The organism is Lacinutrix mariniflava, assembly GCF_001418015.1.
In the GTDB taxonomy this organism is placed as follows: Bacteria; Bacteroidota; Bacteroidia; order Flavobacteriales; family Flavobacteriaceae; genus Lacinutrix; species Lacinutrix mariniflava.
This window is the reverse complement of the sequence record NZ_LIQG01000026.1, coordinates 993249-1016453: the sequence shown is the minus strand read 5'-3', so window position 1 is coordinate 1016453 and position 23205 is coordinate 993249. Positions and strand designations below refer to the sequence as shown.

Here is a 23205-nt window from a genome sequence, read left to right as displayed (position 1 = left end):
TTTTTCTGAATTAACATAGTACTAAACTACATATTAAAATTAAACTAATAACATATAATTCTCATTTTTAAACGAGAATTATGAATTTGCAAATAATCAACTTTATAATTGTAAATATCTCATCTATAAGGTGTTTAAATTATAAAATATAATCAGTACTCACAAAATTAGAAGCTCTAGACTCTAATAATTCCTTTAAAATGGCATTATTATAATCATTGTCTTTAGAGGCTACAAAAGTTCTAATTGAAAAAGAACGTAAGGCATCATGCACACTTAATGTTGCAACAGCAGAATCTTTACGACCTGTAAAAGGATATACATCTGGTCCACGTTGGCAAGAACTATTTAAGTTTACACGACACACTAAGTTTACCAAAGTATCTATTAATGGCGCTAGAGTTTTAACATCTTGCCCAAATAAACTTACTTGTTGTCCGTAATTTGAAGCAGCCATATCATCTAAAGGCTCTTCAATATCATTAAAAGGGACAATTGGGATAACGGGCCCAAATTGCTCTTCTTGAAATACTCGCATATCTTTAGAAACAGGATATAATACTGCCGGAAAAATATAGTTCTCAGTCGTCTCTCCTCCTTTTGCATTAATAACACGTGCTCCTTTTGCAGTAGCATCGTCAATTAATTCTTGAATATAAGCTGGTTTATCTGGCTCTGGCAATGGCGTTAATTTAGCACCATCTTCCCATGGATTCCCAAATTTAAGCGCATCTACTTTTGCAGAAAAACGCTTATTAAATTCTTCTATAATATCTTGATGAACATATAGCACTTTTAGCGCTGTACAACGTTGTCCATTAAAAGAAGTAGAACCTGCAATACACTCGTCTATTGCTAAATCTAAATCTGCGTCTTTTAATACTATTGCTGGATTTTTAGCTTCTAAACCTAAAACAGAACGCAATCTATTACTTTTAGGATGCTGACTTTGTAATGCATTTGCAGACTTACTATTACCAATTAAAGCTAAAACATCTACTTTACCAGATTGCATAATTGGAGCCGCAACTGTTCGTCCTCTTCCGTAGATAATGTTCACAACTCCTTTTGGAAAACTACTTCTAAAAGCTTCTAACAAAGGTGAGATTAACAAAACACCATGTTTTGCTGGTTTAAAAACGGCTGTATTACCCATAATTAAAGCAGGAATAAGCAGTGCAAAAGTTTCATTTAAAGGATAATTGTAAGGTCCTAAACAGAGAACAACACCTAAAGGTCCACGACGAATATGTGCATTTACGCCTGCATTCTTTTCAAATTTAGCACTGTCGCGATCCATTTGTTTATAATCTTCGATAGTATCATAAATATACTCAACTGTTCTATCAAATTCTTTTTGAGAATCTGGCAAATTTTTACCAATTTCCCACATCAAGAGTTTTACTATTTCCTCTCGCTTGGTCTTCATTTGCTCTACAAACTTTTCCATACAAGTAATACGATCTACCACTTTCATAGTTGGCCATACACCTTGTCCTTTATTATATGCTACGCAAGCAGCATCAAGTGCTTCTAAAGCTTCTTTTTCTCCTAAAGTTGGAATACTACCAAGAAGTGTAGGCTTATAATCTGTTGTTGAAGAAATTGTAGAATACACTTTAGAAGTTTCTCCTTCCCAAGATTTCAATTCTCCTCCAACTAAATACGTTTGTTGGTTTAATATGTTTTTGATTTGATACTGTTCAGGAATATTCATAATATATTTTTTTTAAACTAAGAATTGAAATAAATCGGGTTTATCGTTTAAGTAATCTCCATAAAAATTATGAAGCTTCATTTTCGTGATTAAAGGCTCTAAATCATCAGGTGATTTTAATTCTAAACCAACGACGGCAACATCATTTTCACGATTTGCCTTTTTTGTGTATTCAAAATGGGTAATATCATCTGTAGGTCCTAAAATATCGACCACAAATTCTCTTAAAGCTCCTGTTCTTTGTGGAAATTTAACAATGAAGTAATGTTTTAAATTTGCATATAACAAGGCACGCTCTTTAATTTCCGCAGTACGTGTAATATCATTATTACTACCACTAATAACGCAAACCACATTTTTACCTTTAATTTCTTCTGAAAATTGCTCTAAAGCAGAAATACTTAATGCTCCTGCTGGTTCTACAACAATAGCTTCTCTATTATATAACTCTAAAATAGTCTGGCAAATCTTACCTTCGTCTACAGTAACTACGCGATGTAACGTTTCTTTACAAATTGCAAAATTTAAATCTCCAACACGTTTAACTGCTGCGCCATCAACAAAACTATCTATGGTTTCTAACGCTGTATTTTTATTATTACGTATAGAAGTTAGCATAGCAGCTGCTCCTTTTGGTTCTACACTAATTATTTTTGTTTGAGGTGATAAAATTTTAAAAACTGAAGACAATCCTGAAGCAAGACCTCCTCCTCCAACTGGCACAAAAACATAGTGAATAGGTAATTCTATGGCCTGATCTATAATTTCTAAACCAACAGTTGCCTGACCTTCTATTACCTTCTCATCGTTAAATGGATGAATGAACGTTTTATTTAATGCTTCGCACTGTTTCATTGCCTCATGGTAAGCATCATCGAATGTATCACCAACTAAAACAACTTCTACATAGTCCTCGCCAAACATTTTTACCTGTTCTATTTTCTGACTAGGCGTTGGTGAAGGCATAAAAATCGTGCCTTTAATTTTTAATAATTTACATGAAATAGCAACACCTTGTGCATGATTACCTGCACTCGCACAAACAATCTCATTTTCTATTTGAGACTCCGTTAATGTAGAAATTTTATTATAAGATCCACGAATTTTATAAGAACGAACTTCTTGTAAATCTTCTCTTTTAAAGAAAATATTAGCGCCAAATGTTTTAGAATAACGTGCGTTTTTAACTAAAGGCGTTACAGTTGCAATACCTTTTAATCTTTCTGCAGCAGCTTCGATAGCTTCTATTGTTGGTCTATATATTGTCGTGGTTTCTTTCATATTAGCTTCCCATAAAATGAGAATATTTTTCTTATTAAAAACACTTGCAAGGTTTTTAAAACTAAAACAGATTCAGTTTTAAACCTTGCAGGATAGTTTATATTTTTCTTAAAACAAAACCTTAATTTAAGCGTCTGTTTTTACTGTCTTCATCGCTGTCATTGCAGCTCTTAAACGTTGACCAACAGCTTCGATTGGATGATTTCTAATCGCATCGTTAACAGCAATTAATTCAATATTATCTACTGCATTTGATGCAGAAAACGATTTACCAATAATATCTGTTTTTACAGTTTTCATGAAATCTGTTAATAATGGCTTACAAGCATGATCGAATAAATAACAACCATATTCTGCTGTATCCGAAATAACTCTATTCATTTCAAACAATTTCTTTCTTGCAATTGTATTTGCTATTAATGGTAATTCATGTAAAGATTCATAGTAAGCTGAATCTTCAACGATACCTGCACTAATCATAGATTCAAAAGCTAATTCTACACCTGACTTTACAAAAGCAACTAATAACACACCATGATCGAAATAGTCTTGTTCAGAAATAGCCTCTGTAGTTAACTCTGTTTTTTCAAATGCAGTTTCTCCTGTTGCAGCTCTCCATTTTAATAAGTTAACATCATCATTTGCCCAATCTTCCATCATTGTTTTAGAAAAATGACCAGAGATAATATCATCCATATGCTTTTCGAAAAGTGGACGCATGATATCTTTTAATTCTTCAGATAATTGGTATGCTTTTATTTTTGCTGGATTCGATAAACGATCCATCATATTTGTAATACCACCATGCTTTAAAGCTTCAGTAGTTGTTTCCCAACCATATTGAATTAATTTTGCAGCATAACCCGGCTCAATACCTTCTTCAACCATTTTATCGTAAGATAAAATTGCTCCTGTTTGTAACAAACCACATAAAATAGTTTGCTCTCCCATTAAATCACTTTTTACCTCAGCAATAAAAGAAGATTCTAAAACACCTGCTTTGTCACCTCCAGTTGCTACGGCATAGGCTTTAGCTTGCGCCCAACCTTTTCCTTCTGGATCATTTTCTGGATGCACAGCAATTAATGTTGGCACACCAAATCCACGTTTGTATTCTTCACGAACTTCACTACCTGGACACTTAGGCGCTACCATAATTACCGTTAAATCTTCACGAACTTGCGTTCCTTCTTCAACAATATTAAAACCATGAGAATAACTTAAGGTCGCTCCTTTTTTCATTAATGGCACAATAGCATTAACTACAGCTGTATGTTGCTTATCTGGCGTTAAATTTAAAACCAAATCTGCAGAAGGTATTAACGCATCGTAAGTACCAACTGTAAAGTTATTTGACGTTGCATTATTAAAAGAATCTCTTTTTTGGTCGATTGCTGCTTGACGTAACGCATAAGAAATGTCTAAACCAGAATCTCTCATGTTTAATCCTTGATTTAAACCTTGAGCACCACAACCTACGATTACGATTTTCTTTCCTTTTAATGCGCTCACACCATCTTCAAACTCTGAAGCATCCATGAAACGACATTTTCCTAATTGTTCTAATTGTAATCTTAATGGTAATGTGTTGAAATAATTTGACATTGTGTTATTTTTATTGATTGAATGCTGATAGCATTTTTGATATTTCCATTGGCTCTTTAGTTACTGCAATTCGTCCGGATCTGGTAAATTGCATAATCCCAAAAACAATTAATTCTTTATGTAATAAATCTATTTCTTCTTTTCTTCCAGATTTTTCAATAACAAAAAACTCTTTGTTAACTGTCACAATTCTAGAATTACTCTCCTTAATTATATTTTGAATTTGACGTTCATCAAACAACAAATCCGATTTCATTTTAAAAATGCATGACTCCTGATAAATTGTCTCATCTTCAGTGTGATAAAATGCTTTAATAACTTCTATTTGCTTTTCAATTTGACCAATTATTTTTTTCATTTGATCCTCAGGAAGCTCAACTACCATTATCCATTTGGTAACATTTTCAATTTCTGAAATAGATGAATTTATACTTTCAATATTGATATGCCTTCTTTGAAATATAGCTGAAATTCTATTTAATAATCCTATATTATTTTCGGTATAAATAGAAACTGTAAATAATTTATTTTCGCTCATAACTATTCTAATCTTATATCTGAAACACTCGCTCCTGTTGGTATCATTGGGAACACCTTACCTTCTTTTTCTACACAAACCTCTAAAAAATAAGGACCATCTGTGTTTATCATTTTTTCTACCGCGTCCTTTAACTCTTCACGTTTTGTTACTTTTTGAGCATCTATAAAATAACCTTTTGCAATAGCTACAAAGTCTGGATTTGTCATTTCGGTAGATGCGTAACGTCTGTCGAAAAACATCTCTTGCCATTGACGCACCATACCTAAAAACTCATTATTTAAAACCACGATTTTAACTGGTACTTTTTGCTGAAAAATAGTACCTAATTCTTGAATAGTCATTTGATAACCACCATCTCCTGAAATTGAAATAACCTCACGCTCTGGAGCTGCCATTTTTGCTCCAATCGCAGCAGGCAAACCAAAGCCCATTGTCCCTAATCCACCAGATGTAATATTACTTCGGGTTTTATTAAATTTAGCATATCGACACGCTATCATTTGGTGCTGACCAACATCTGTTACAATTGCTGCATCACCTTTTGTTTGAATATTAATTTCGTTTAAAACCTCAGCCATTGTCAATCCTTCTTTTGTAGGATGCAAATCATTTTTAATCACTTTTTCATATTCAATAGCATATAAATCTTTAAATTTCTGATGCCATTCCGTATGCGTATTCTCATCTAAAAGCGGTAATAGTGCAGTTAAACTTTCTTTAGAATCTCCTATAACAGCCACATCTGTTTTTACATTTTTATCTATTTCTGCTGGATCAATATCAAAATGAATCACTTTTGCCTGCTTTGCATAAGTTGCTAGATTTCCTGTAACACGATCGTCAAATCGCATACCAATAGCAATTAAAACATCGCATTCATTAGTTAATACATTTGGAGCATAATTACCATGCATGCCAACCATACCAATATTTAAAGGGTGAGCTGTTGGTATTGCTGAAGCACCTAAAATGGTCCAAGCAGAAGGAATTCCTGCTTTTTCTACCACTGCCTTAAATTCAGCTTCTGCTTCACCTAAAATAACACCTTGTCCCCAAACTATCATTGGTTTCTTAGCAGCATTAATTAGTTTTGCTGCAGCTTCAACTGAACTATGATTTAGTTTTGGAATAGGAATATAACTCCTTACGCCTTTACATTTTTCATATTTAAAATCGAATTCTTCAAACTGAGCATCTTTAGTAATATCAATTAAAACAGGTCCTGGACGCCCACTTCTAGCTATATAAAATGCTTTAGCCATCATTTCTGGAATCTGAGAAGCTTTAGTAACCTGACAATTCCATTTTGTTACTGGAGTTGAAATGCCAACAATATCAGTTTCCTGAAAGGCATCACTACCTAATAAATGAGAAGCCACTTGACCTGTAATACACACCATTGGCGTAGAATCTATTTGTGCATCTGCAATTCCTGTAATTAAGTTAGTTGCTCCTGGTCCAGAGGTTGCAATTGCAACACCAACTTTTCCAGAAATTCTTGCGTAACCTTGTGCAGAATGTGTAGCACCTTGTTCATGACGTGTTAAAACGTGATGAATTTTATCTTGATACTTATAAAGCTCGTCGTAAACTGGCATTATTGCACCTCCTGGATATCCATAAAGAATATCGACACCTTCCGCTAATAAGCATCTAATTACGGCTTCACTACCAGAAATACGTTCTGTTTTCTGAGTGTTTTTAGGTTCTTTTTTTATTGTTTTTGTATCCATATTAATCTTGTTAGGATTATTATATTTCTTTAATTGAGATCCTTCTATACTTAGACTGTGCTCAGCACAGGATTACTCAGGCTTACATTTACTTTAATTTCTCTGTAAAGAGATATTTATTCGTCGGTAATACATCCTTTAGACGCAGACGCTACCATTTTTGCGTATTTATATAAAATTCCTTTATTATGTTTTAATGGCGGTGCAACCCATTTTGCTTTTCTTTCTGCTAATTCTTCTTCAGAAATTAAAACGTTTATCGAGTTGTCTTCTGCACTAATTCTAATTATATCACCAGTTTCTAATACTCCTATAGCTCCTCCAGATTGTGCTTCTGGCGTAATGTGCCCTACAACAAATCCGTGAGTTCCTCCCGAAAAGCGACCATCGGTAATTAAAGCTACAGATTTACCTAAACCGGCTCCCATAATTAAAGAGGTTGGCTTTAACATTTCTGGCATTCCTGGACCTCCTTTCGGACCTACATATCTAATAACAACAACATCACCACGCTCTACTTCTCCGTTAGAGATACCTGTATTTGCTGCTTGCTCTCCGTCATAAACCACTGCTTTTCCTTCAAAAAGCAATCCTTCATTTCCAGAAATTTTTGCTACAGCACCTTCCTCTGCAAGGTTTCCGTATATAATTTGAATATTTCCTGACGATTTTAATGCCTTATCTTTTGGATAAATAACATCTTGATCTTCAAACTCCATAGCTTCAACATCTGCCAAATTCTCTGCTAATGTTTTTCCCGTAACAGTTAAACAATCACCATGTAAATAGCCATTATCTAATAAATATTTCATGATTGCTGGAGTACCTCCAACACTATGAACATCTTCCATCAAGTATTTTCCCGAAGGTTTTAAATCTGCTATTAAAGGTGTTCTATCACTAACTTTTTGAAAATCTTCTAAAGTAAACTCGATATCTGCTGCATGTGCAATAGCTAAAAAGTGCAATACTGCATTGGTAGAACCACCTAATGCATTTACAATAGCAATTGCGTTTTCTAAAGATTTTTTAGAAATAATATCTAAAGGTTTTAAATCTAATTCTAATAAGTTTTTAATTGCTATTGCAGTTCTTTCTGATTCTGAAAGTTTATTAGGATTTTCTGCAGGAATAGAAGAATTATAAGGCAAAGCAAAACCCATACATTCAATAGCAGAAGCCATAGTATTTGCGGTATACATACCACCACAAGCTCCAGCTCCTGGAATGGCTCTTTTTATAATTTCTCTATATTCTTCTTCCTCAATTTCACCAGCTACTTTTTGTCCTAAAGCTTCAAATGCTGATACTATGTTTAGTTTTCTACCTTTATAATTCCCAGAAGCAATGGTACCACCATACATCATAATTGATGGACGATTTAAACGCAACATAGCAATTACTGCTCCTGGCATATTTTTATCACAACCAACTACAGATATTAATCCATCGTAACTTTGTGCATTCATTACAGTTTCAATAGAATCTGCTATAATATCTCTTGATGCTAATGAATAATTCATACCTGAAGTACCCATAGAAATACCGTCTGAAACACCAATAGTATTAAATCCCAAACCAACTAAGCCTGCAATTTTACATTCTATTTTCACCTCTCCTGCTAATCCATTTAAATGCATATTACAAGGATTACCATCGTAACCCGTACTTGCAATACCAATTTGCGCTTTCTGCATGTCTTCATCTGTAAGACCTACTGCATATAGCATTGCTTGTGATGCTGGTTGAGATTCGTCTTGCGTTAATCTACTACTATGTTTATTTAATTGACTCATAATTTTATTTGCTAAATCTAAAGTACTTGTTTGTTTTTCTATCACTTTAACGGTAATTGAAATCAAGCTAAACTCAAAATCACACACAACTATCTAAATTACTGAAAATTAGATGTTTAGATACAAAAATGTATGATGTTCAATCCTGCTATTTTTTTGACAATTAACTAATATTCTTCCAGTTTTATATTGAAAGAAAACATCTCTTTTGAAAAAGAATAAAAACTCACTCTTTTTGGTCGCTAATATCTAACTTTTACCGTCTAGCACGAAGATATATTTATTTGATCGATTACTACTAAACAGGCACACATCCTCAAAAAACAACCGAAGCGTTATCTTTGGTACAATTAAATTCTTAAAAAACGTTTTCAATTTTCATTTAAGACATCAGAATTCAATCCCACACAAAAGAGCCTCGATATTTAACAAAACTTTACATTTAATATATTTATAGAGCACGTATCTATAATTATTATACTATAAATTTGTAAATTAATTAAAACTAAAAATTGAAAGCCTCAACAACTGATAACAAAGCAACTAAGACCAATAAAAAGTATCGTATTCTAAAAATTATTGGAAAAACGCTTTTGACCATTTTTGTGTTATTATTTTTGATTATCCTTTTTATCCGAAGTCCTTTTGGTCAAGATTTTATAGTTAATAAAGCAACTGCTTACGTCTCTGATAAAACGAATACTATAGTTGAAATCGAAAAGCTGTTTATAACTTTCGATGGCGACATTAAACTTGATGGACTATATCTTGAAGACAAATCTGGAGATACATTGGTCTATTCTAAATCTCTAGAAGCAAATGTGCCTTTATGGTCTATGATTCAAGGCAAAAGTCTTGGTGTAGATGCTTTAGACTGGGACGGTTTACGCGCTAATATTATTAGAAAAGACTCTATTAGTGGCTTTAACTTTCAGTTTTTAATTGATGCTTTTGTTTCCGAACAAAATACTACTGTAGACACCACATCTACTCAACCTTTAAATATTGTTTTAGGCGATCTTAACTTTAAAGATTTTGACATTATTTATAATGATGCAATTACAGGAATAGATAGTAGATTTGATATAGGTGCTCTTCAATTAGACATGAAACAAGTTGACATAGAAGCTATGAATTTTAATGCTTCTGAAATTGAATTATCTAACGCTAGAATTAAATTTTCCCAAACATATGTGCCTGTCGATCCTAACGCGGAATCTACAGCGCTACCAAAGTTATCTGCTGAAAAATTAAAATTAACAAACGTCTTTGCTAATTACAAATCGCAAGCCGATAGAATTGCGGCAAACATAGAAATCGCTAATTTATATACGGAAATTCCAGTAGCGAATCTAATAGATAATACTATTGAAATAAACACCTTAGACTTAAAAAACTCAGTCATTACAATATACACCGAAACGGAAGACAATGCCATAACTAACAAAACTAAGGAAATTGCAGACGACATTAAGCAAGACATTAAGGTCTTTGAATGGCCAGATCTACGTGTATCTCTAGACGAAATTAATCTAGAAAACAACAACATAAGTTATTTTCTTGGCAATGCAAAAGCGAATAAAAATAAGTTTAATCCTAACGCTTTGGTTTTTAACAACCTTAACTTAAAAGGACATTCAATATTCTTAGAAGATAAAAAAGGCGGATTGAATATTGACACCTTCAACTTCAATGAGGTTTCTGGTTTCAACCTAAAAAACTTAGCTCTCAATTTCAGTATTACTGATAAAAAACTAAATATTGATAATTTAAATTTCAAGCTTAATAATAATGCTTTAAGCGGAAACATAAATCTGGATTACAATTCACTCGTATCACTAATAGAAAAACCAGAGCACTCAAAAATAAATTTAAATCTGCCAAATTTCAATGTAGACTTAAAGGAGGTTTTTAAATTTCAGCCAGAGCTAAAAACTAACGAATATCTAAAAATTCTCAGCAAAAGACCTATCAAAGGAACTATTGCTGCAAATGGATATTTAGCCAATATTAATTTACAAAATGCTTTTATTAATTGGGGAAATAGTACAAGAATTTCGGCAAACGGAAACATTTTAAACGCTACTAATCCCGATAAATTGCAGTTAAATATTCCTGATTTCTCTGCTAAAACTATTAAATCAGATCTAACTCAGTTTCTAAATGAAAAAGAATTAGGTGTATCGCTGCCACAGAATATTCAAATTACAGGAAACATAAAAGGCAAATTAGACAATATTACAACTCAATCTAAAATTACAACATCGCAAGGTATCGCAACTGTGGATGGGACGTTTAAAAATACAGATACAATTACTTTTGACGCCAAAGTTAAAATTGAAGATTACAACTTAAGCGAGTTACTTCAAAATGAAACCTTAGGAAACCTAACCTTAACTATAGACACCAACGGAAAAGGAAAAACCATAAACACTTTAGATGCTAATATTGAAGCTATAATTTCAAGCTTTGATTATAACAAATATGCAATTAAAGATCTTAAATTAAACGGAAACATTAAGGACGGAAAAGGAAAAATACTATCCAAGTACAAAGATGAAAATCTTAATTTAGATTTAGATGCGTTAGTAGTTTTGGATTCTATTGCGCCAGAAGCAAAAATTAATTTAGACATAATTGGTGCAAACCTACAAGGCTTAGGAATTATAACAAGAGACATTAGAACTGGACTAAAATTAAAAGCTAATTTTAAAGGTAATACCGAAAAATATAAATTTGATGCTAACATCGAAGATGGTGTCGTTATTTACGATAACAAAACCTATTTATTAGGTAGTATTGATGCTTCTGGTTTTGTAAGAAAAGATACAACTTCGATAAAGTTTCAAAACAAATTGGTGGATCTAGATTTACAATCTAATACACAGCCGCAAACTTTTGCAAGTGCCTTACAAAAGCATATAAATAGTTATTTTTATCGAAATACTGAAACCATTGATACCATTGTAAAACATGTAAATCTGCAACTAAAAGGCCACATTGCTCAATCTCCGTTATTAAATGATGTACTCTTGGTTAATGTAAAAGATCTAGACACCATTTCTATAGATGTCGATTTTAAGCAAGCAGAACGTAAGTTAACAGCAGATATTACTGCACCACACATTAATTATAGTGGTTATGAATTAGATAGCTTAGCCTTTAAAATGAACACTAACAAAACCGATTTAAATTTCGATTTTGGTTTTAAAGCCTTTAAAGCAGGCCCAATAGACATACAACGCACAAGGATTTCTGGAGACCAGAAAAACAACGAAATGTTGTTGACAATGACAGCATACAACGCGGCCGAAAAATTAATAAATGTAGTCTCCCGAATTACTGGAGATAGAGATGAACTAAAGTTTCATGTACTACCAGAAGACCTAACTTTTAATCAAGAACCTTGGATGATTCCTACTACTAACGAAGTCATCTATACGCAAGATCATTTAGAATTTAAAGACTTCGTGATTAGTAACAATAATCAATCTGTAGCGCTTACAGATAATTTACGAAATATCACTAAAGAACACGTTGCGTTAGATTTTAAAAGCTTTAATCTAGGTGATTTTTTAAGTTATTTTAACACTGAAAAAACCTTAGCATCCGGAATAATAAACGGCGACTTTATTTTAGAAGATCCATTTAAAGACACTGGTATTTTAGCAGATGTTGAAGTGAGCCAATTAGAAGTCTTAAAAGCTAATTTAGGAAAACTAGCAATTACAGGAAGATCTCTTGGCGGTAACAGTTACGCTTTTAACTCCACGCTTAAAGGAGGTGATATAGATTTCGATTTAATTGGTGATTATGATGCTAATAAAAATGGTGCTAATCTAGATTTTCGCTTAGATATTAACGAATTTAAAATGATGGCTCTTGAAAAATTCTCTCAAGGTTATTTAAAAGACTCCAATGGTAATTTCTCTGGAAAATTCACGTTAAACGGAACTTCTGCAGAACCTAAATACGAAGGGAATCTAAACTTTAATAATGCAGCTTTTAATGTCGCGATGTTTAATGCTGCTTTCACCTTAGAAAACGAAGCGCTTTCTGTTAACAATGAAGGTTTCAAATTATCTAATTTCACCATAAAAGACAAAGACAACAATAGTTTAGTTATTTCGGGAGATATTGGCACAGAAAAATTTATCAATCCTACTTTTAATTTAGATTTAAAAGCAAAAGATTTTCAGTTTATAAATGCCTCAAAAGACGATAACGATTTCCTTTACGGTACCGCAAGTTTTGATGCGGACGGTAAACTAACCGGAGATTTACAAATTCCAAAACTAAATGCAAATGTAACGGTTGGCTCGAATACAGATGTTACTTACGTTATGCCTTCAGCAACTGTAAATGTCGAAAAACGTGATGGCGTTGTAGTGTTCGTTAACCGTGAAAATCCCGATGCCATTTTAACCCAAACCGAAGAGCAAACTGCAACCATAAAAGGTTTCGATATTAAGACCTTTTTAAAAGTTGGTAAGAAAGCAACTGTTACCATAATTATAGACGAAGATACTGGCGATTATTTTAAGGTTTCTGGTCGTGGTGATTTCGATTTTACCATGAAACCAAATGGACGAATGAATCTTGTGGGCACCTATAATGTTGATGCTGGATTGTATGAAATGAACCTCTACAATATAGTAAACCGAAAATTTGAGTTAGCACGTGGTAGTAAAGTTAGTTGGTCTGGCGATCCATTTGATGCAACATTAGATGTTCGCGCTATTTACGATATAAAAGCATCTGCCTCCTCTTTAATGGCCTCACAACTTTCTGGCGCAGATGAGTCTACAAAAAGCAAATACAGACAAGTCCTCCCTTTTTATGTCTACCTAAATATTGATGGCGAATTACTGTCTCCCAAAATTTCATTTAAATTAGACATGCCAGAAAATGACCAAGGTGCCATTGGCGGACAAGTTTATAGTCGTGTACAACAAGTAAACCAACAAGAAGGTGAATTAAATAGGCAAGTATTCTCGTTACTAGTTTTAAACCGCTTTTATCCAGAATCTGGTAGCGATGGTAGTTCTGGTGGTTTTGCAACGGTTGCTAGAGATAATTTAAACGATGCCGTATCAGATCAATTAAACGTGTTTTCTAACAAACTATTGGGTAATTCTGGATTCGAACTTGACTTTGGACTAGACAGTTACACAGACTACCAAGGTACTGCACCGCAAGACAGAACACAATTAAATGTAGCAGCACAAAAACGCCTATTCGACGATCGTTTAGTGGTTAGAGTTGGTAGCGAAGTAGACATACAAGGTAGTAGTTCTACAGGTGAATCTTCGCCACTAATTGGCAATGTGAGTTTAGAATATTTATTGACAAAAAACGGGAGGTACAAGCTTAAAGGTTTCCGAAGGAATGAATTTGAAAACGTAATAGACGGACAAACCATTGTTAGTGGAATCGGCCTTATCTTTACTCAAGAATTCAATAAATTTAATGAACTTTGGGACGCCATATTGTACAATGAAACTAAAGATGAAAAGTTAGAAAAAGAACGTTTAAAAAAGGAACAAAAACTTAAAGACGAGGAAGAGATTGATCCTAAACAAGAAGAAATAAAAGAAAACTAGTGATTAAAATTTCAGTATATAAAACGGTTTTAAATTTGAAGGACTTCAAAAGTATTTCAGTACTTTTGGTTGTTCTTTTTTTAATACAATCTTGTGCCGTAAAAAAATTCATTCCAGAAGGCGAGTTTCTATTTACAGGTGCAGAAGTAAAAATTAAAGCAGATAGTTTGGTTAAAAATCCGCAGGATTTAAAACCTGTTTTAGAAGCCACATTAACTCCACAACCTAATTCCAAGTTTTTAGGCATGCGTCCTGGCTTGCATTATTATTACAAAGTACAAAAAGAAAAACCTGGCTTTATTAATAAATGGCTTTATAAACAGTTTGGAGAAAAGCCTGTATACCAAAGCGATGTTAAGCCTTACGAGGTAGAAGATGTTTTGGTTAACAAACTAGAAAACAATGGTTTCTTTTACAGTCGAGCAACTTCAGAATTTACTGAAGACGAAGACAACAAAGAAGCCACTATTACCTATACAGTAACTGTGCCTACATCTTACAAGATTGAAAACTATAAAGTAGATTCAATACCATCTCCTTTATACGAAGAGCTTAAAAATAGTGTTGACAATTCAAATTTTAAAACAGGTATTCGCTTCGATTTGGAAAGTATGAAATTAGAGCGTCAACGCTTAGATGTTATTTTAAAGAAAAAAGGATATTATAATTTTAATCCAGAATTTTTAATTTTTGAAGCCGATAGCAACCAGTATGACAATAAGCGTATTGATTTGTTTTTGAAACTAAAAAAAGATGTTCCAGATAAAGCAATTATTCCTTATCGCTTAGGAAAAGTAAACATCTATCCAAATTACGAATTACCAAAAGACTCTAAAATATATGATAGTGAGCGTTTTAATGAAAAATCCTATATTCAGGATCCAAAATTCTTTCGCACAGATCGTTTAGACCCATTTATTACTTTAGCAGAAGGACAATTATATAATCCAGAGACATCTAAAAACACAGCGAGACGTCTGTCTACCATTGGTGCCTATAAATTTGTAAACATTCAATATAAAGAAACCGATTCTGTAGCAACAGATGGTTTTGGCATTCTAGATGCAAATATCTACTTATCGCCATTAAATAAACGTGCTATTCGCGCAGAATTACAAGCAGTTACCAAATCTAACAACTTTGCTGGTCCAGCACTAGTTTTAACCTATAGTAACCGTAATTTATTTGAAGGCGGAGAAACACTAAACATTAGTACAAACGTTGGATACGAAACCCAAATTGCTAGTGGCAACCAATCAGGATTGAGTAGTTTAGAATTGGGACTAAAAGGAGAAGTCATCTTTCCGCGTGTATTATTCCCTATTAAAATTAGCAGTAATTATTTTAAATATTCTATTCCAAAAACAAAAACATCATTAGGCTTCGATTACTTAAACCGAAGTCAATTATACACCTTACTATCTGCAAATGCATCTTTTGGTTATGTTTGGGATGCCAATCGCTATGTAACACATACTCTTAATCCTATTTCTGTTAACTACACCAGACTTTCCAATACTACCGAGGAATTTGAGCAAATACTAACCGATAATCCGTTTTTAAAACGCAGTTTCGACCAGCAGTTTATTTCTGGTCTCACCTATTCTTTTACGTATAACGAATTAATAGATACTAATAAAAAACATCAATTTTATGCTAACGCAACATTCGATATCGCAGGAAATTCAATTGGATTATTAGGACAGGAAGGAGAACCAGGACAGCCTAAACAATTTTTAGGTTTAGAATATGCTCAATATGCCAAAGCAGATATAGATTTACGCTATCATTATAATTTTGGTAAAGACCAAAAAATAGCAACTCGCCTATTTGCTGGATATGGATTGGCTTATGGAAATTCAGATGTCATTCCGTTTACAAAACAATACTATTCTGGTGGACCATACAGTGTTCGTGCTTTTAAAATTCGTTCACTTGGACCAGGTACTTATAATGAATTAGGCAGTGATGACGGTACCTTTTTTGATCAAACAGGAAACATAAAGCTAGAAGCCAATATAGAATATCGCTTTCCTATTTTCGGGTATTTTAAAGGTGCTGTTTTTGCAGATGCTGGAAATATTTGGAATTCTGAAGAGAATCCTACTTTAGAAGGTGGAAAATTCTCAAGTAATTTTTTAAGTGAATTAGGAATGGGAGCTGGTCTTGGTTTGCGTGTCGATGTTCAAGGTTTTGTTATTCGTTTCGACTTGGCAGCACCTTTTCATGATCCTGATTTACCTGAAGGTGAGCGTTTCGATTTTAAAGTAGACGAACCTATTTTAAACTTTGCTATTGGTTACCCTTTCTAATTTCAGAAATAGTTTAAATAAATCTCTTTGATTTTCTTTGACCTTCTTATTTTTGAATTTAATACCTTTATTAAAATACAATTAAAAAAAACAAACAATTATTATATATGATAAACAAAGATGAATTCATGAAAGAAGCTGTAAACGCAGCTTTAAAAGGAATGAATAACAACGAAGGAGGACCGTTTGGTTGCGTTGTAGTAAAAGATGGAAAAATTGTAGGACGCGGAAATAACAAAGTAACCTCTACTAACGACCCAACTGCACATGCAGAAGTTACAGCTATTAGAGATGCTTGTAAAAACTTAGATTCATTTCAACTAGATGGTTGTGAAATTTACACTTCTTGCGAACCTTGCCCTATGTGTTTAGGCGCTATTTATTGGGCTAGACCAGATAAAGTCTATTACGGAAGTAACCAAGTCGATGCTGCAAATATTGGTTTTGATGATGAATTTATTTACAAAGAAATTCCATTACCTTATTCTGAAAGAAGCATTCCTTTTGAGCAACTAGCGCGTGAGATTGCCTTAGAGCCATTCCAAGAATGGACTAAAAAAATGGATAAAACGGAGTATTAAATTATAGATTACGTCTGTTCGAGTGTTTTAAGTGAGCTATATATGTATCGAGAACCTTTGTACTTAAAAGCTTCTCGATACAAAATTCTAAAAAAAAGAATTTCACTCGAAGTGACGATAAATTAAGTTTTTGGCTCACAGATTAACAGAACTATTGAGAACGATTTTAAACACATGATAACCTTCATCTTAAATAACAAAACCATTAAAACTCCAGAACATTCTGGAATAACCTTATTGGATTTTGTTCGTTACCAACAACGCCTTACAGGAACCAAAATTGGCTGTCGTGAAGGTGATTGTGGTGCTTGCACAGTTTTAGTTGGCACTTTAACCAATAATACTATGGAATACCAAAGTATTACTTCATGCATTTCTCCTTTAGGAAATGCGCACGGCAAGCACATTGTAACAGTTGAAGGCACAAATTTAAAAAACAAATTAACCGCAGCCCAACAAGCCATGAAAGCAAATTACGCAACACAATGCGGATTTTGCACTCCAGGTTTTGTGGTTGCTTTAACAGGTTTTGCGTTGTCAAATTCTGAAAACAACTACAGTAATGCAATAGATGCCATTAGCGGAAACATTTGCAGATGCACAGGTTACAAAGCCATTGAAAAAGCAGCACACCAAGTGGTTAAAAAATTAGAGAATCAAGAAAAAAATACTTTCAAATGGTTAATTGAAAATGAATTTATTCCTGATTATTTTGAAGGTATTCCAGAACGATTAAAAGATTTAGAAACTAAAGATTTAAATCAGCCTAAAGGGAAATATGTTTCTGGCGGAACGGATTTATACGTACAGCAAGCAGATAATTTAGCCGACAGAACGGTCCATCTTATTGCAGAAAAAGACTATCTGAAAGGTATTTCTATTGAAAATGGAAAGTGCACAATTGGCACAAACATTACGGTTTCAGATTTATGGAATCATAAAAAACTAAATAGTCTTTTACCAAACTTAAGAACACATTTAAAACTGGTGTCTTCAGAGCAAATTAGAAACATGGCCTCTTTAGGTGGTAACCTTGTTAATGCATCACCAATTGGCGACATGACCATTTTCTTTTTAGCTCTTAATAGTGAAATTACGATAATAAATTCCGAAGAAAAAGAACGCACCATTCTACTTAAAGACTTTTATCAAGGTTATAAAACTTTTGATTTAAATGAAAGTGAACTTTTAAAAGCAATCAGCTTCAAATTACCAGCAAAACATTCTTTTTTCAATTTTGAAAAAGTTTGCAAGCGAACACATCTCGATATTGCGAGCGTGAATTCTGCTATACATCTTTCAGTAGAAAACGAGACTATTACAGAAGCTAATGTATCTATTGGAGGCGTTGCGGCAATCCCTAAATATCTACATGATACTTCAGCTTTCTTAAAAGGAAAACAATTGAATACAGAAACGATATTGGAAGCTAACGCCATGCTTCAAAAAGAAATTGCTCCAATTAGTGATGTTCGTGGTACTAGCGATTACAAACGCTTACTAGCAAGACAATTATTTTTCGCACATTTCACGACATTGTTTCCAAATAATTTCACCTTAAACGATTTTGTTCAGCATGCATAAAAACAAATCAAATAAAGTTTTAAACTCCAAATTGGACGCTGTTTCTATCGCTTTAAAACGAAGCATTAAAAACTTAGATTCTTACACACATGTGCGTGGCGAGTCTTTATATGTAGATGATATAAATATTAGACAAGGTACTTTTCATGGTGTTGTTTTTGATTCACCAAAAGCCCACGGAAAAATAAAAAGTATCGATTATTCTAAAGCAGAAGCTTTGGAAGGTGTGGAACGTATTTTTACTTATAAAGATATTCCTGGTAAAAACGAAATTGGTGGTATTATTCCAGACGAACCTTTATTTGCTGAACATGAAGTCCATTTCTGGGGCATGCCAATTGCATTAATTGTTGCCGAATCGGAATTTATTGCAAGAAAAGCAAGAAGCTTAATAGAAATCAATATTGAAGATTTACCAGTAATCACCACCGCAAAAGAAGCCAAAGCAAAAGGTAGTTTTATTAATGCACCAAGATCTTTTAGTCTAGGTAACACCGAAAAAGCATTCCAAGATTGCGAGTATGTTTTTGAAGGCGAAACCTTTTCTAACGGACAAGAACATTTATATATTGAAGCGCAAGGCGCCTATGCCGAACCTTTAGAAAACGGTAATATAAAAGTAACATCATCCACACAAGGCCCAACTTCTGTACAGAAAACAATTGCTCAAGTTTTGGGTGTTGCAATGCACAAAATTGAAGTAGATGTTATGCGACTTGGCGGAGGTTTTGGAGGGAAAGAAGACCAAGCAACACCATGGGCGGTAATGGCAGCTTTAGCGACTTACCATTTAAATCAATCGGTAAAATTAATATTGAATCGTCATGACGATTTACGCATGACAGGAAAACGTCATCCTTATGAAAGCACGTATAAAATTGGCTTATCTAAAGACCTAAAAATTCTAGCGTATCAAACCGAGTTTTTACAAAATTCTGGAGCTGCAGCAGATTTATCTCCTGCAATTGCAGAGCGCACACTGTTTCATGCTACCAATAGCTATTTTGTACCAAACGTAACAACCAAAGTATTAAGTTGTAAAACCAATTTACCACCAAATACAGCCTTTAGAGGTTTTGGTGGACCACAAGGCATGTTTGTTATAGAATCGGCTATTGCAAAAGCAGCTTCTAAAATTGGTGTGAGCGCAAGACAAATTCAGGAAATCAATTTACTAGAGGAAAACGACACGTTTTCTTACGGACAAATAGCAAAAAAAGTAGAAGCCAAAAACACCTGGAATTCTGCTAAAACCATATTTAATAGTGATGCTTTAGAGCAAGACGTTACAGACTTTAATAAAAACAACAAAGCATTTAAAAAAGGTTTGTCTTTTATGCCAATTACCTTTGGTATTTCGTTTACCAATACACCTATGAATCATGCACGTGCTTTGGTGCATATCTATTTAGACGGAAGCATCGGAATTAGTACGGCTGCTGTAGAAATGGGACAAGGTGTAAACACGAAAATGATGCAAATTGCTGCCGATGTGTTTTCTGTTTCCATTGAAAAAATTAAAATAGAAACCACCAATACAACCAGAGTTGCAAACACCTCACCATCTGCTGCCAGTTCGACCGCAGATTTAAACGGAAAAGCAACCTTAATGGCTTGTCATTCGCTTTTAGAACGCTTAAAAATAGTAGCTTCGGAAGATTTACAAGTATCCAAAGACAGTATTACTTTAAAAGAAGAAGCTGTTTTTGTAAACGGAAACAAATCCGAATTATCGTGGACAAACCTCATCAGTTCTGCCATGTTAAAACGTGTGGCTTTAACCGAAAACGCGCATTACGCAACACCAGAAATTCACTTTGATAAAACAAAAGAAAAAGGACATCCTTTTGCCTACCACGTTTATGGCACAGCAATTACAACTGTAACCATAGATTGTACTCGTGGCACTTACGAATTTGACTCTGTAAAAATTGTACACGATTATGGGAAAAGTATGAGTGAAGGTATTGACTTAGGACAAGTGGAAGGTGCGTTAATACAAGGTATTGGATGGATGACGATGGAAGAAATTGCGTATAATAAAGAAGGCAAATTATTATCTAACGCTTTGTCTACTTACAAGATTCCTGATATATTTTCCGTTCCTAAAACGGTAGAAGTAATTCCTGTAGAAACCGAAGGCAATGACATGGCTATTTTAAAATCTAAAGCTGTTGGCGAACCGCCTTTAATGTATGGCATTGGTGCTTATTTTGCACTTCAGAACGCTATTAAAGCGTTTAATCCTAACCATGCCCTAGAGTTTCATGCACCAATGACGCCAGAAAAAGTGTTGATGGGCTTGTATAAAAACTAAACATATAATTGTAAATATCCTGCGAGGTCATTTTTTGACCTTGTAGGGATAAAAAAATAAATACCTACAAGGTTTTTGAAACCTTGCAGGATAATAAAATAAGCTATCGCACTACATTACAAAATACAAAACATCCTTAAAGGAGCACTTATTTATAGTGCTGGAGATACAACAGCAGCTTTAATAGTTGACGAATTTTCATGGCATCGCTTACTGGGCATGGCATTTATTGGCGCCACTTTTTATGCGTTCGAGATCCCTAACTATTTTGATTGGATTGTAAAAAAGACACAGTTTTTAAAAGGAGCACGAGCTGTATTAACAAAAACAGGTTTAGCAATAGCCTATTTTAATCCGTTATGGGTAGCACGACATTTATTGTTTATTAAACTATTTTCAGGACAATTTGAGGCTATTGGCTTTAATCTTATAGAGATTGCTTTCTGGTCGTTCTTGGTAAACATCCCTATTTCGTTTTTAGCAAACTATGTTATTCAAAATCGATTTAAGCTTAAATGGCGATTTCTCGGAAGCGCTGTATACTCAGCTATTATGGCAATTTATTATGCTTTAGGTGAAACTATTTTCAGCTAAAGCATAATACAATTACAAATGTTACTCTGTGATGTGGCATGCCAAATTACTTTAATAATCCTAAATCTTCTTTTTTCAGAATCACATATTGAGAGATGTCATACTTTATCAAAACAGCTTCCAATAAATAATCACGAACTACCAAAATGATATGTTCGCTTTTATTGAATTCATATTCCGGAATTATTTTTTCAGCAGCACGATGTAAACCTTCATTTTTTAATTCTAATTTTCCGAGTTCATCTATAATTACGTAAAGGTTTTGAGTTTCTGAAGCAATTAAAAGTAAATAATCATTTGCTTTTTTAAAAGCAGATTGTAAAAATTTAAAGTTTCCTATTTTAAGGATTGCTTCAATTTCAGTTTCAACTTCAAACTCAAATTCTTCTTTCGTTTTAACTTTCAGAAAATAGCGTTTTCCCGCTTCATTATCTGGACATAATAAACCATCGACATCGTTTCGAGCATTGGACCAATTTAACAAAGCTGTTGTTTTCCCTGTACGAATGTTTCCTGTAAGAATATAAATCATTCCGAAGGCGTTTTAAAATGAATACAATTAGAAATGCTATTCGCAATAAAGTATTGAAATCTTACATAACCTTTTAAAGGCCTAGTTTCATTCCATGTAAATAAAATTATCTGTCGGAAATAAGGAAATAAATCCATGGCATTTGTAATGTCCTCCTGGTATTTAGATTCTTTTTTATGCAAGTATTTTCGTATTACTTTTAATAAAAACGGGCCTATAATTAAATACCAAAGCATTAAAATTAAGAAGCTTCGTAATACAATATAAATAGCCTTTTGCCATCCAAAAAGAGGTCCACCAAATATCGAAAATGCTAAAACAATAACCGCAACCGTTATTAGCCAAACCCAAATAATTTTTGTTTTAAAAGAAACTTTTTTATTTTTAATATCGGCTTCGCTCTTTTCAAGGTTGAGATAAAAATCAGTTTCAGTTTTATTTGAAATAATTTTAATGGTGTTTTTTATAAAAATCCCTGCTAAAATCCCACAGATTCCATAAACCAAAAGGTAGGTTGTTACTATAAAGGATGTTGTAGATGTCTCGGATAAAAAATTTAATTTCTTTTGAACCCATGCTCCATAAATATCAATAGCCTCCCAAAGATTGGTGCCATAAACAATTGTTAAAATTAATAATTTTTGAAGTGCCGATTCTAGAAATGTCACCATTCCTAAAACCATTATTGTTAGACCTTTCCATGAGAAATTAGAAAATAAAAGCGCACCTAAAACAGCTTGAAAACTCACCGCTACATAGGCTCCAAATGGCGAATATGGACTCACTGCCATTTTTATAATCAAGACAATTACCAAAGCTTTTAAAAGTGTTTGCCATTTGTTTTCGGCATAAAACGCAATTAAACTAATAAGTAATATGGATAGTCCTCCAACAATTAAACCTGTAAAAGGTGAGTTAAACACATGCAAAAAACCTCCTAAACCAGACTCATTTAAAGCCCAAAGTGCAGTTAGTTTATCTATAATGGATTTATTGCTTTTCATAAGAC

Annotated in this window: 14 protein-coding genes; 6 read left to right on the top strand and 8 right to left on the bottom strand. The window is 33.5% G+C overall.

The window, feature by feature from the left end:
- Positions 1-139: 139 nt before the first annotated feature.
- From ASC44_RS11505 to ilvD, 6 genes are all read right to left on the bottom strand, one after another.
- Positions 140-1717: an NADP-dependent glyceraldehyde-3-phosphate dehydrogenase gene (locus ASC44_RS11505; RefSeq protein ID WP_055447737.1), complete on the bottom strand. Its 1578-nt coding sequence runs from the start codon at positions 1715-1717 to the stop codon at positions 140-142.
- A 12-nt stretch (positions 1718-1729) separates the two neighbouring features.
- Positions 1730-2998 (bottom strand): threonine ammonia-lyase IlvA, encoded by a 1269-nt coding sequence (gene ilvA / locus ASC44_RS11500; RefSeq protein WP_055447736.1) that lies wholly within the window; start codon positions 2996-2998, stop codon positions 1730-1732.
- 126 nt (positions 2999-3124) lie between these two features.
- The gene (ilvC, locus tag ASC44_RS11495; protein ID WP_055447735.1) at positions 3125-4603 is read right to left on the bottom strand and encodes a ketol-acid reductoisomerase; all 1479 of its coding nucleotides are present in this window, start codon (positions 4601-4603) and stop codon (positions 3125-3127) included.
- A gap of 10 nt (positions 4604-4613) precedes the next feature.
- A complete protein-coding gene (gene ilvN, locus ASC44_RS11490; RefSeq protein ID WP_055447734.1) occupies positions 4614-5141 on the bottom strand; it encodes an acetolactate synthase small subunit in 528 nt (175 codons plus the stop codon).
- Between the two features lie 2 nt (positions 5142-5143).
- Positions 5144-6877 (bottom strand): biosynthetic-type acetolactate synthase large subunit, encoded by a 1734-nt coding sequence (gene ilvB, locus ASC44_RS11485; RefSeq protein WP_055447733.1) that lies wholly within the window; start codon positions 6875-6877, stop codon positions 5144-5146.
- Positions 6878-6993: 116 nt separating this feature from the next.
- On the bottom strand, positions 6994-8673 hold the full coding sequence (gene ilvD / locus ASC44_RS11480; protein WP_055447957.1) for a dihydroxy-acid dehydratase: 1680 nt from the start codon (positions 8671-8673) through the stop codon (positions 6994-6996).
- Between the two features lie 512 nt (positions 8674-9185).
- On the opposite strand from ilvD, the gene ASC44_RS11475 reads away from it, so the two are divergent.
- From ASC44_RS11475 to ASC44_RS11450, 6 genes are all read left to right on the top strand, one after another.
- Complete coding sequence (locus ASC44_RS11475) at positions 9186-14276, top strand: translocation/assembly module TamB domain-containing protein (protein WP_055447732.1); 5091 nt, start codon at positions 9186-9188, stop codon at positions 14274-14276.
- The gene (gene tamL / locus ASC44_RS11470; protein WP_083476282.1) at positions 14276-16588 is read left to right on the top strand and encodes a translocation and assembly module lipoprotein TamL; all 2313 of its coding nucleotides are present in this window, start codon (positions 14276-14278) and stop codon (positions 16586-16588) included. Before ASC44_RS11475 ends, tamL begins: the two co-directional genes overlap by 1 nt.
- Positions 16589-16695: 107 nt before the next feature.
- Positions 16696-17169, top strand: coding sequence for a nucleoside deaminase (locus ASC44_RS11465; RefSeq protein WP_055447730.1), 474 nt, complete (start codon positions 16696-16698; stop codon positions 17167-17169).
- A gap of 174 nt (positions 17170-17343) precedes the next feature.
- Positions 17344-18753 carry an FAD binding domain-containing protein gene (locus ASC44_RS11460; RefSeq protein WP_055447729.1) on the top strand — a complete coding sequence of 470 codons (1410 nt, stop codon included), beginning with the start codon at positions 17344-17346 and terminating at the stop codon, positions 18751-18753.
- Positions 18746-21070, top strand: coding sequence for a xanthine dehydrogenase molybdopterin binding subunit (locus ASC44_RS11455; RefSeq protein WP_083476281.1), 2325 nt, complete (start codon positions 18746-18748; stop codon positions 21068-21070). The genes ASC44_RS11460 and ASC44_RS11455 overlap by 8 nt, the downstream gene beginning before the upstream one ends.
- 219 nt (positions 21071-21289) lie before the next feature.
- Entirely contained in the window at positions 21290-21664 is a 375-nt protein-coding gene (locus ASC44_RS11450; protein ID WP_206542781.1) for a hypothetical protein, read from the top strand.
- Positions 21665-21710: 46 nt separating this feature from the next.
- Here ASC44_RS11450 and ASC44_RS11445 read toward each other — a convergent pair whose 3' ends face one another.
- Positions 21711-22196 (bottom strand): nucleoside-triphosphatase, encoded by a 486-nt coding sequence (locus tag ASC44_RS11445; RefSeq protein WP_055447727.1) that lies wholly within the window; start codon positions 22194-22196, stop codon positions 21711-21713.
- Complete coding sequence (locus tag ASC44_RS11440) at positions 22193-23200, bottom strand: hypothetical protein (RefSeq protein ID WP_055447726.1); 1008 nt, start codon at positions 23198-23200, stop codon at positions 22193-22195. Before ASC44_RS11440 ends, ASC44_RS11445 begins: the two co-directional genes overlap by 4 nt.
- Positions 23201-23205: the final 5 nt, after the last annotated feature.

Bases quoted from the DNA above. Each gene is read 5' to 3' on its own strand.
- ASC44_RS11465 (WP_055447730.1), top strand. From the start codon at position 16,696: ATGATAAACAAAGATGAATTCATGAAAGAAGCTGTAAACGCAGCTTTA.
- ASC44_RS11505 (WP_055447737.1), bottom strand. From the start codon at position 1,717: ATGAATATTCCTGAACAGTATCAAATCAAAAACATATTAAACCAACAA.
- ilvN (WP_055447734.1), bottom strand. From the start codon at position 5,141: ATGAGCGAAAATAAATTATTTACAGTTTCTATTTATACCGAAAATAAT.
- ilvB (WP_055447733.1), bottom strand. From the start codon at position 6,877: ATGGATACAAAAACAATAAAAAAAGAACCTAAAAACACTCAGAAAACA.
- ilvD (WP_055447957.1), bottom strand. From the start codon at position 8,673: ATGAGTCAATTAAATAAACATAGTAGTAGATTAACGCAAGACGAATCT.
- ASC44_RS11445 (WP_055447727.1), bottom strand. From the start codon at position 22,196: ATGATTTATATTCTTACAGGAAACATTCGTACAGGGAAAACAACAGCT.
- ilvA (WP_055447736.1), bottom strand. From the start codon at position 2,998: ATGAAAGAAACCACGACAATATATAGACCAACAATAGAAGCTATCGAA.
- ilvC (WP_055447735.1), bottom strand. From the start codon at position 4,603: ATGTCAAATTATTTCAACACATTACCATTAAGATTACAATTAGAACAA.
- ASC44_RS11460 (WP_055447729.1), top strand. From the start codon at position 17,344: ATGATAACCTTCATCTTAAATAACAAAACCATTAAAACTCCAGAACAT.
- ASC44_RS11450 (WP_206542781.1), top strand. From the start codon at position 21,290: ATGGCATTTATTGGCGCCACTTTTTATGCGTTCGAGATCCCTAACTAT.
- ASC44_RS11440 (WP_055447726.1), bottom strand. From the start codon at position 23,200: ATGAAAAGCAATAAATCCATTATAGATAAACTAACTGCACTTTGGGCT.
- ASC44_RS11455 (WP_083476281.1), top strand. From the start codon at position 18,746: ATGCATAAAAACAAATCAAATAAAGTTTTAAACTCCAAATTGGACGCT.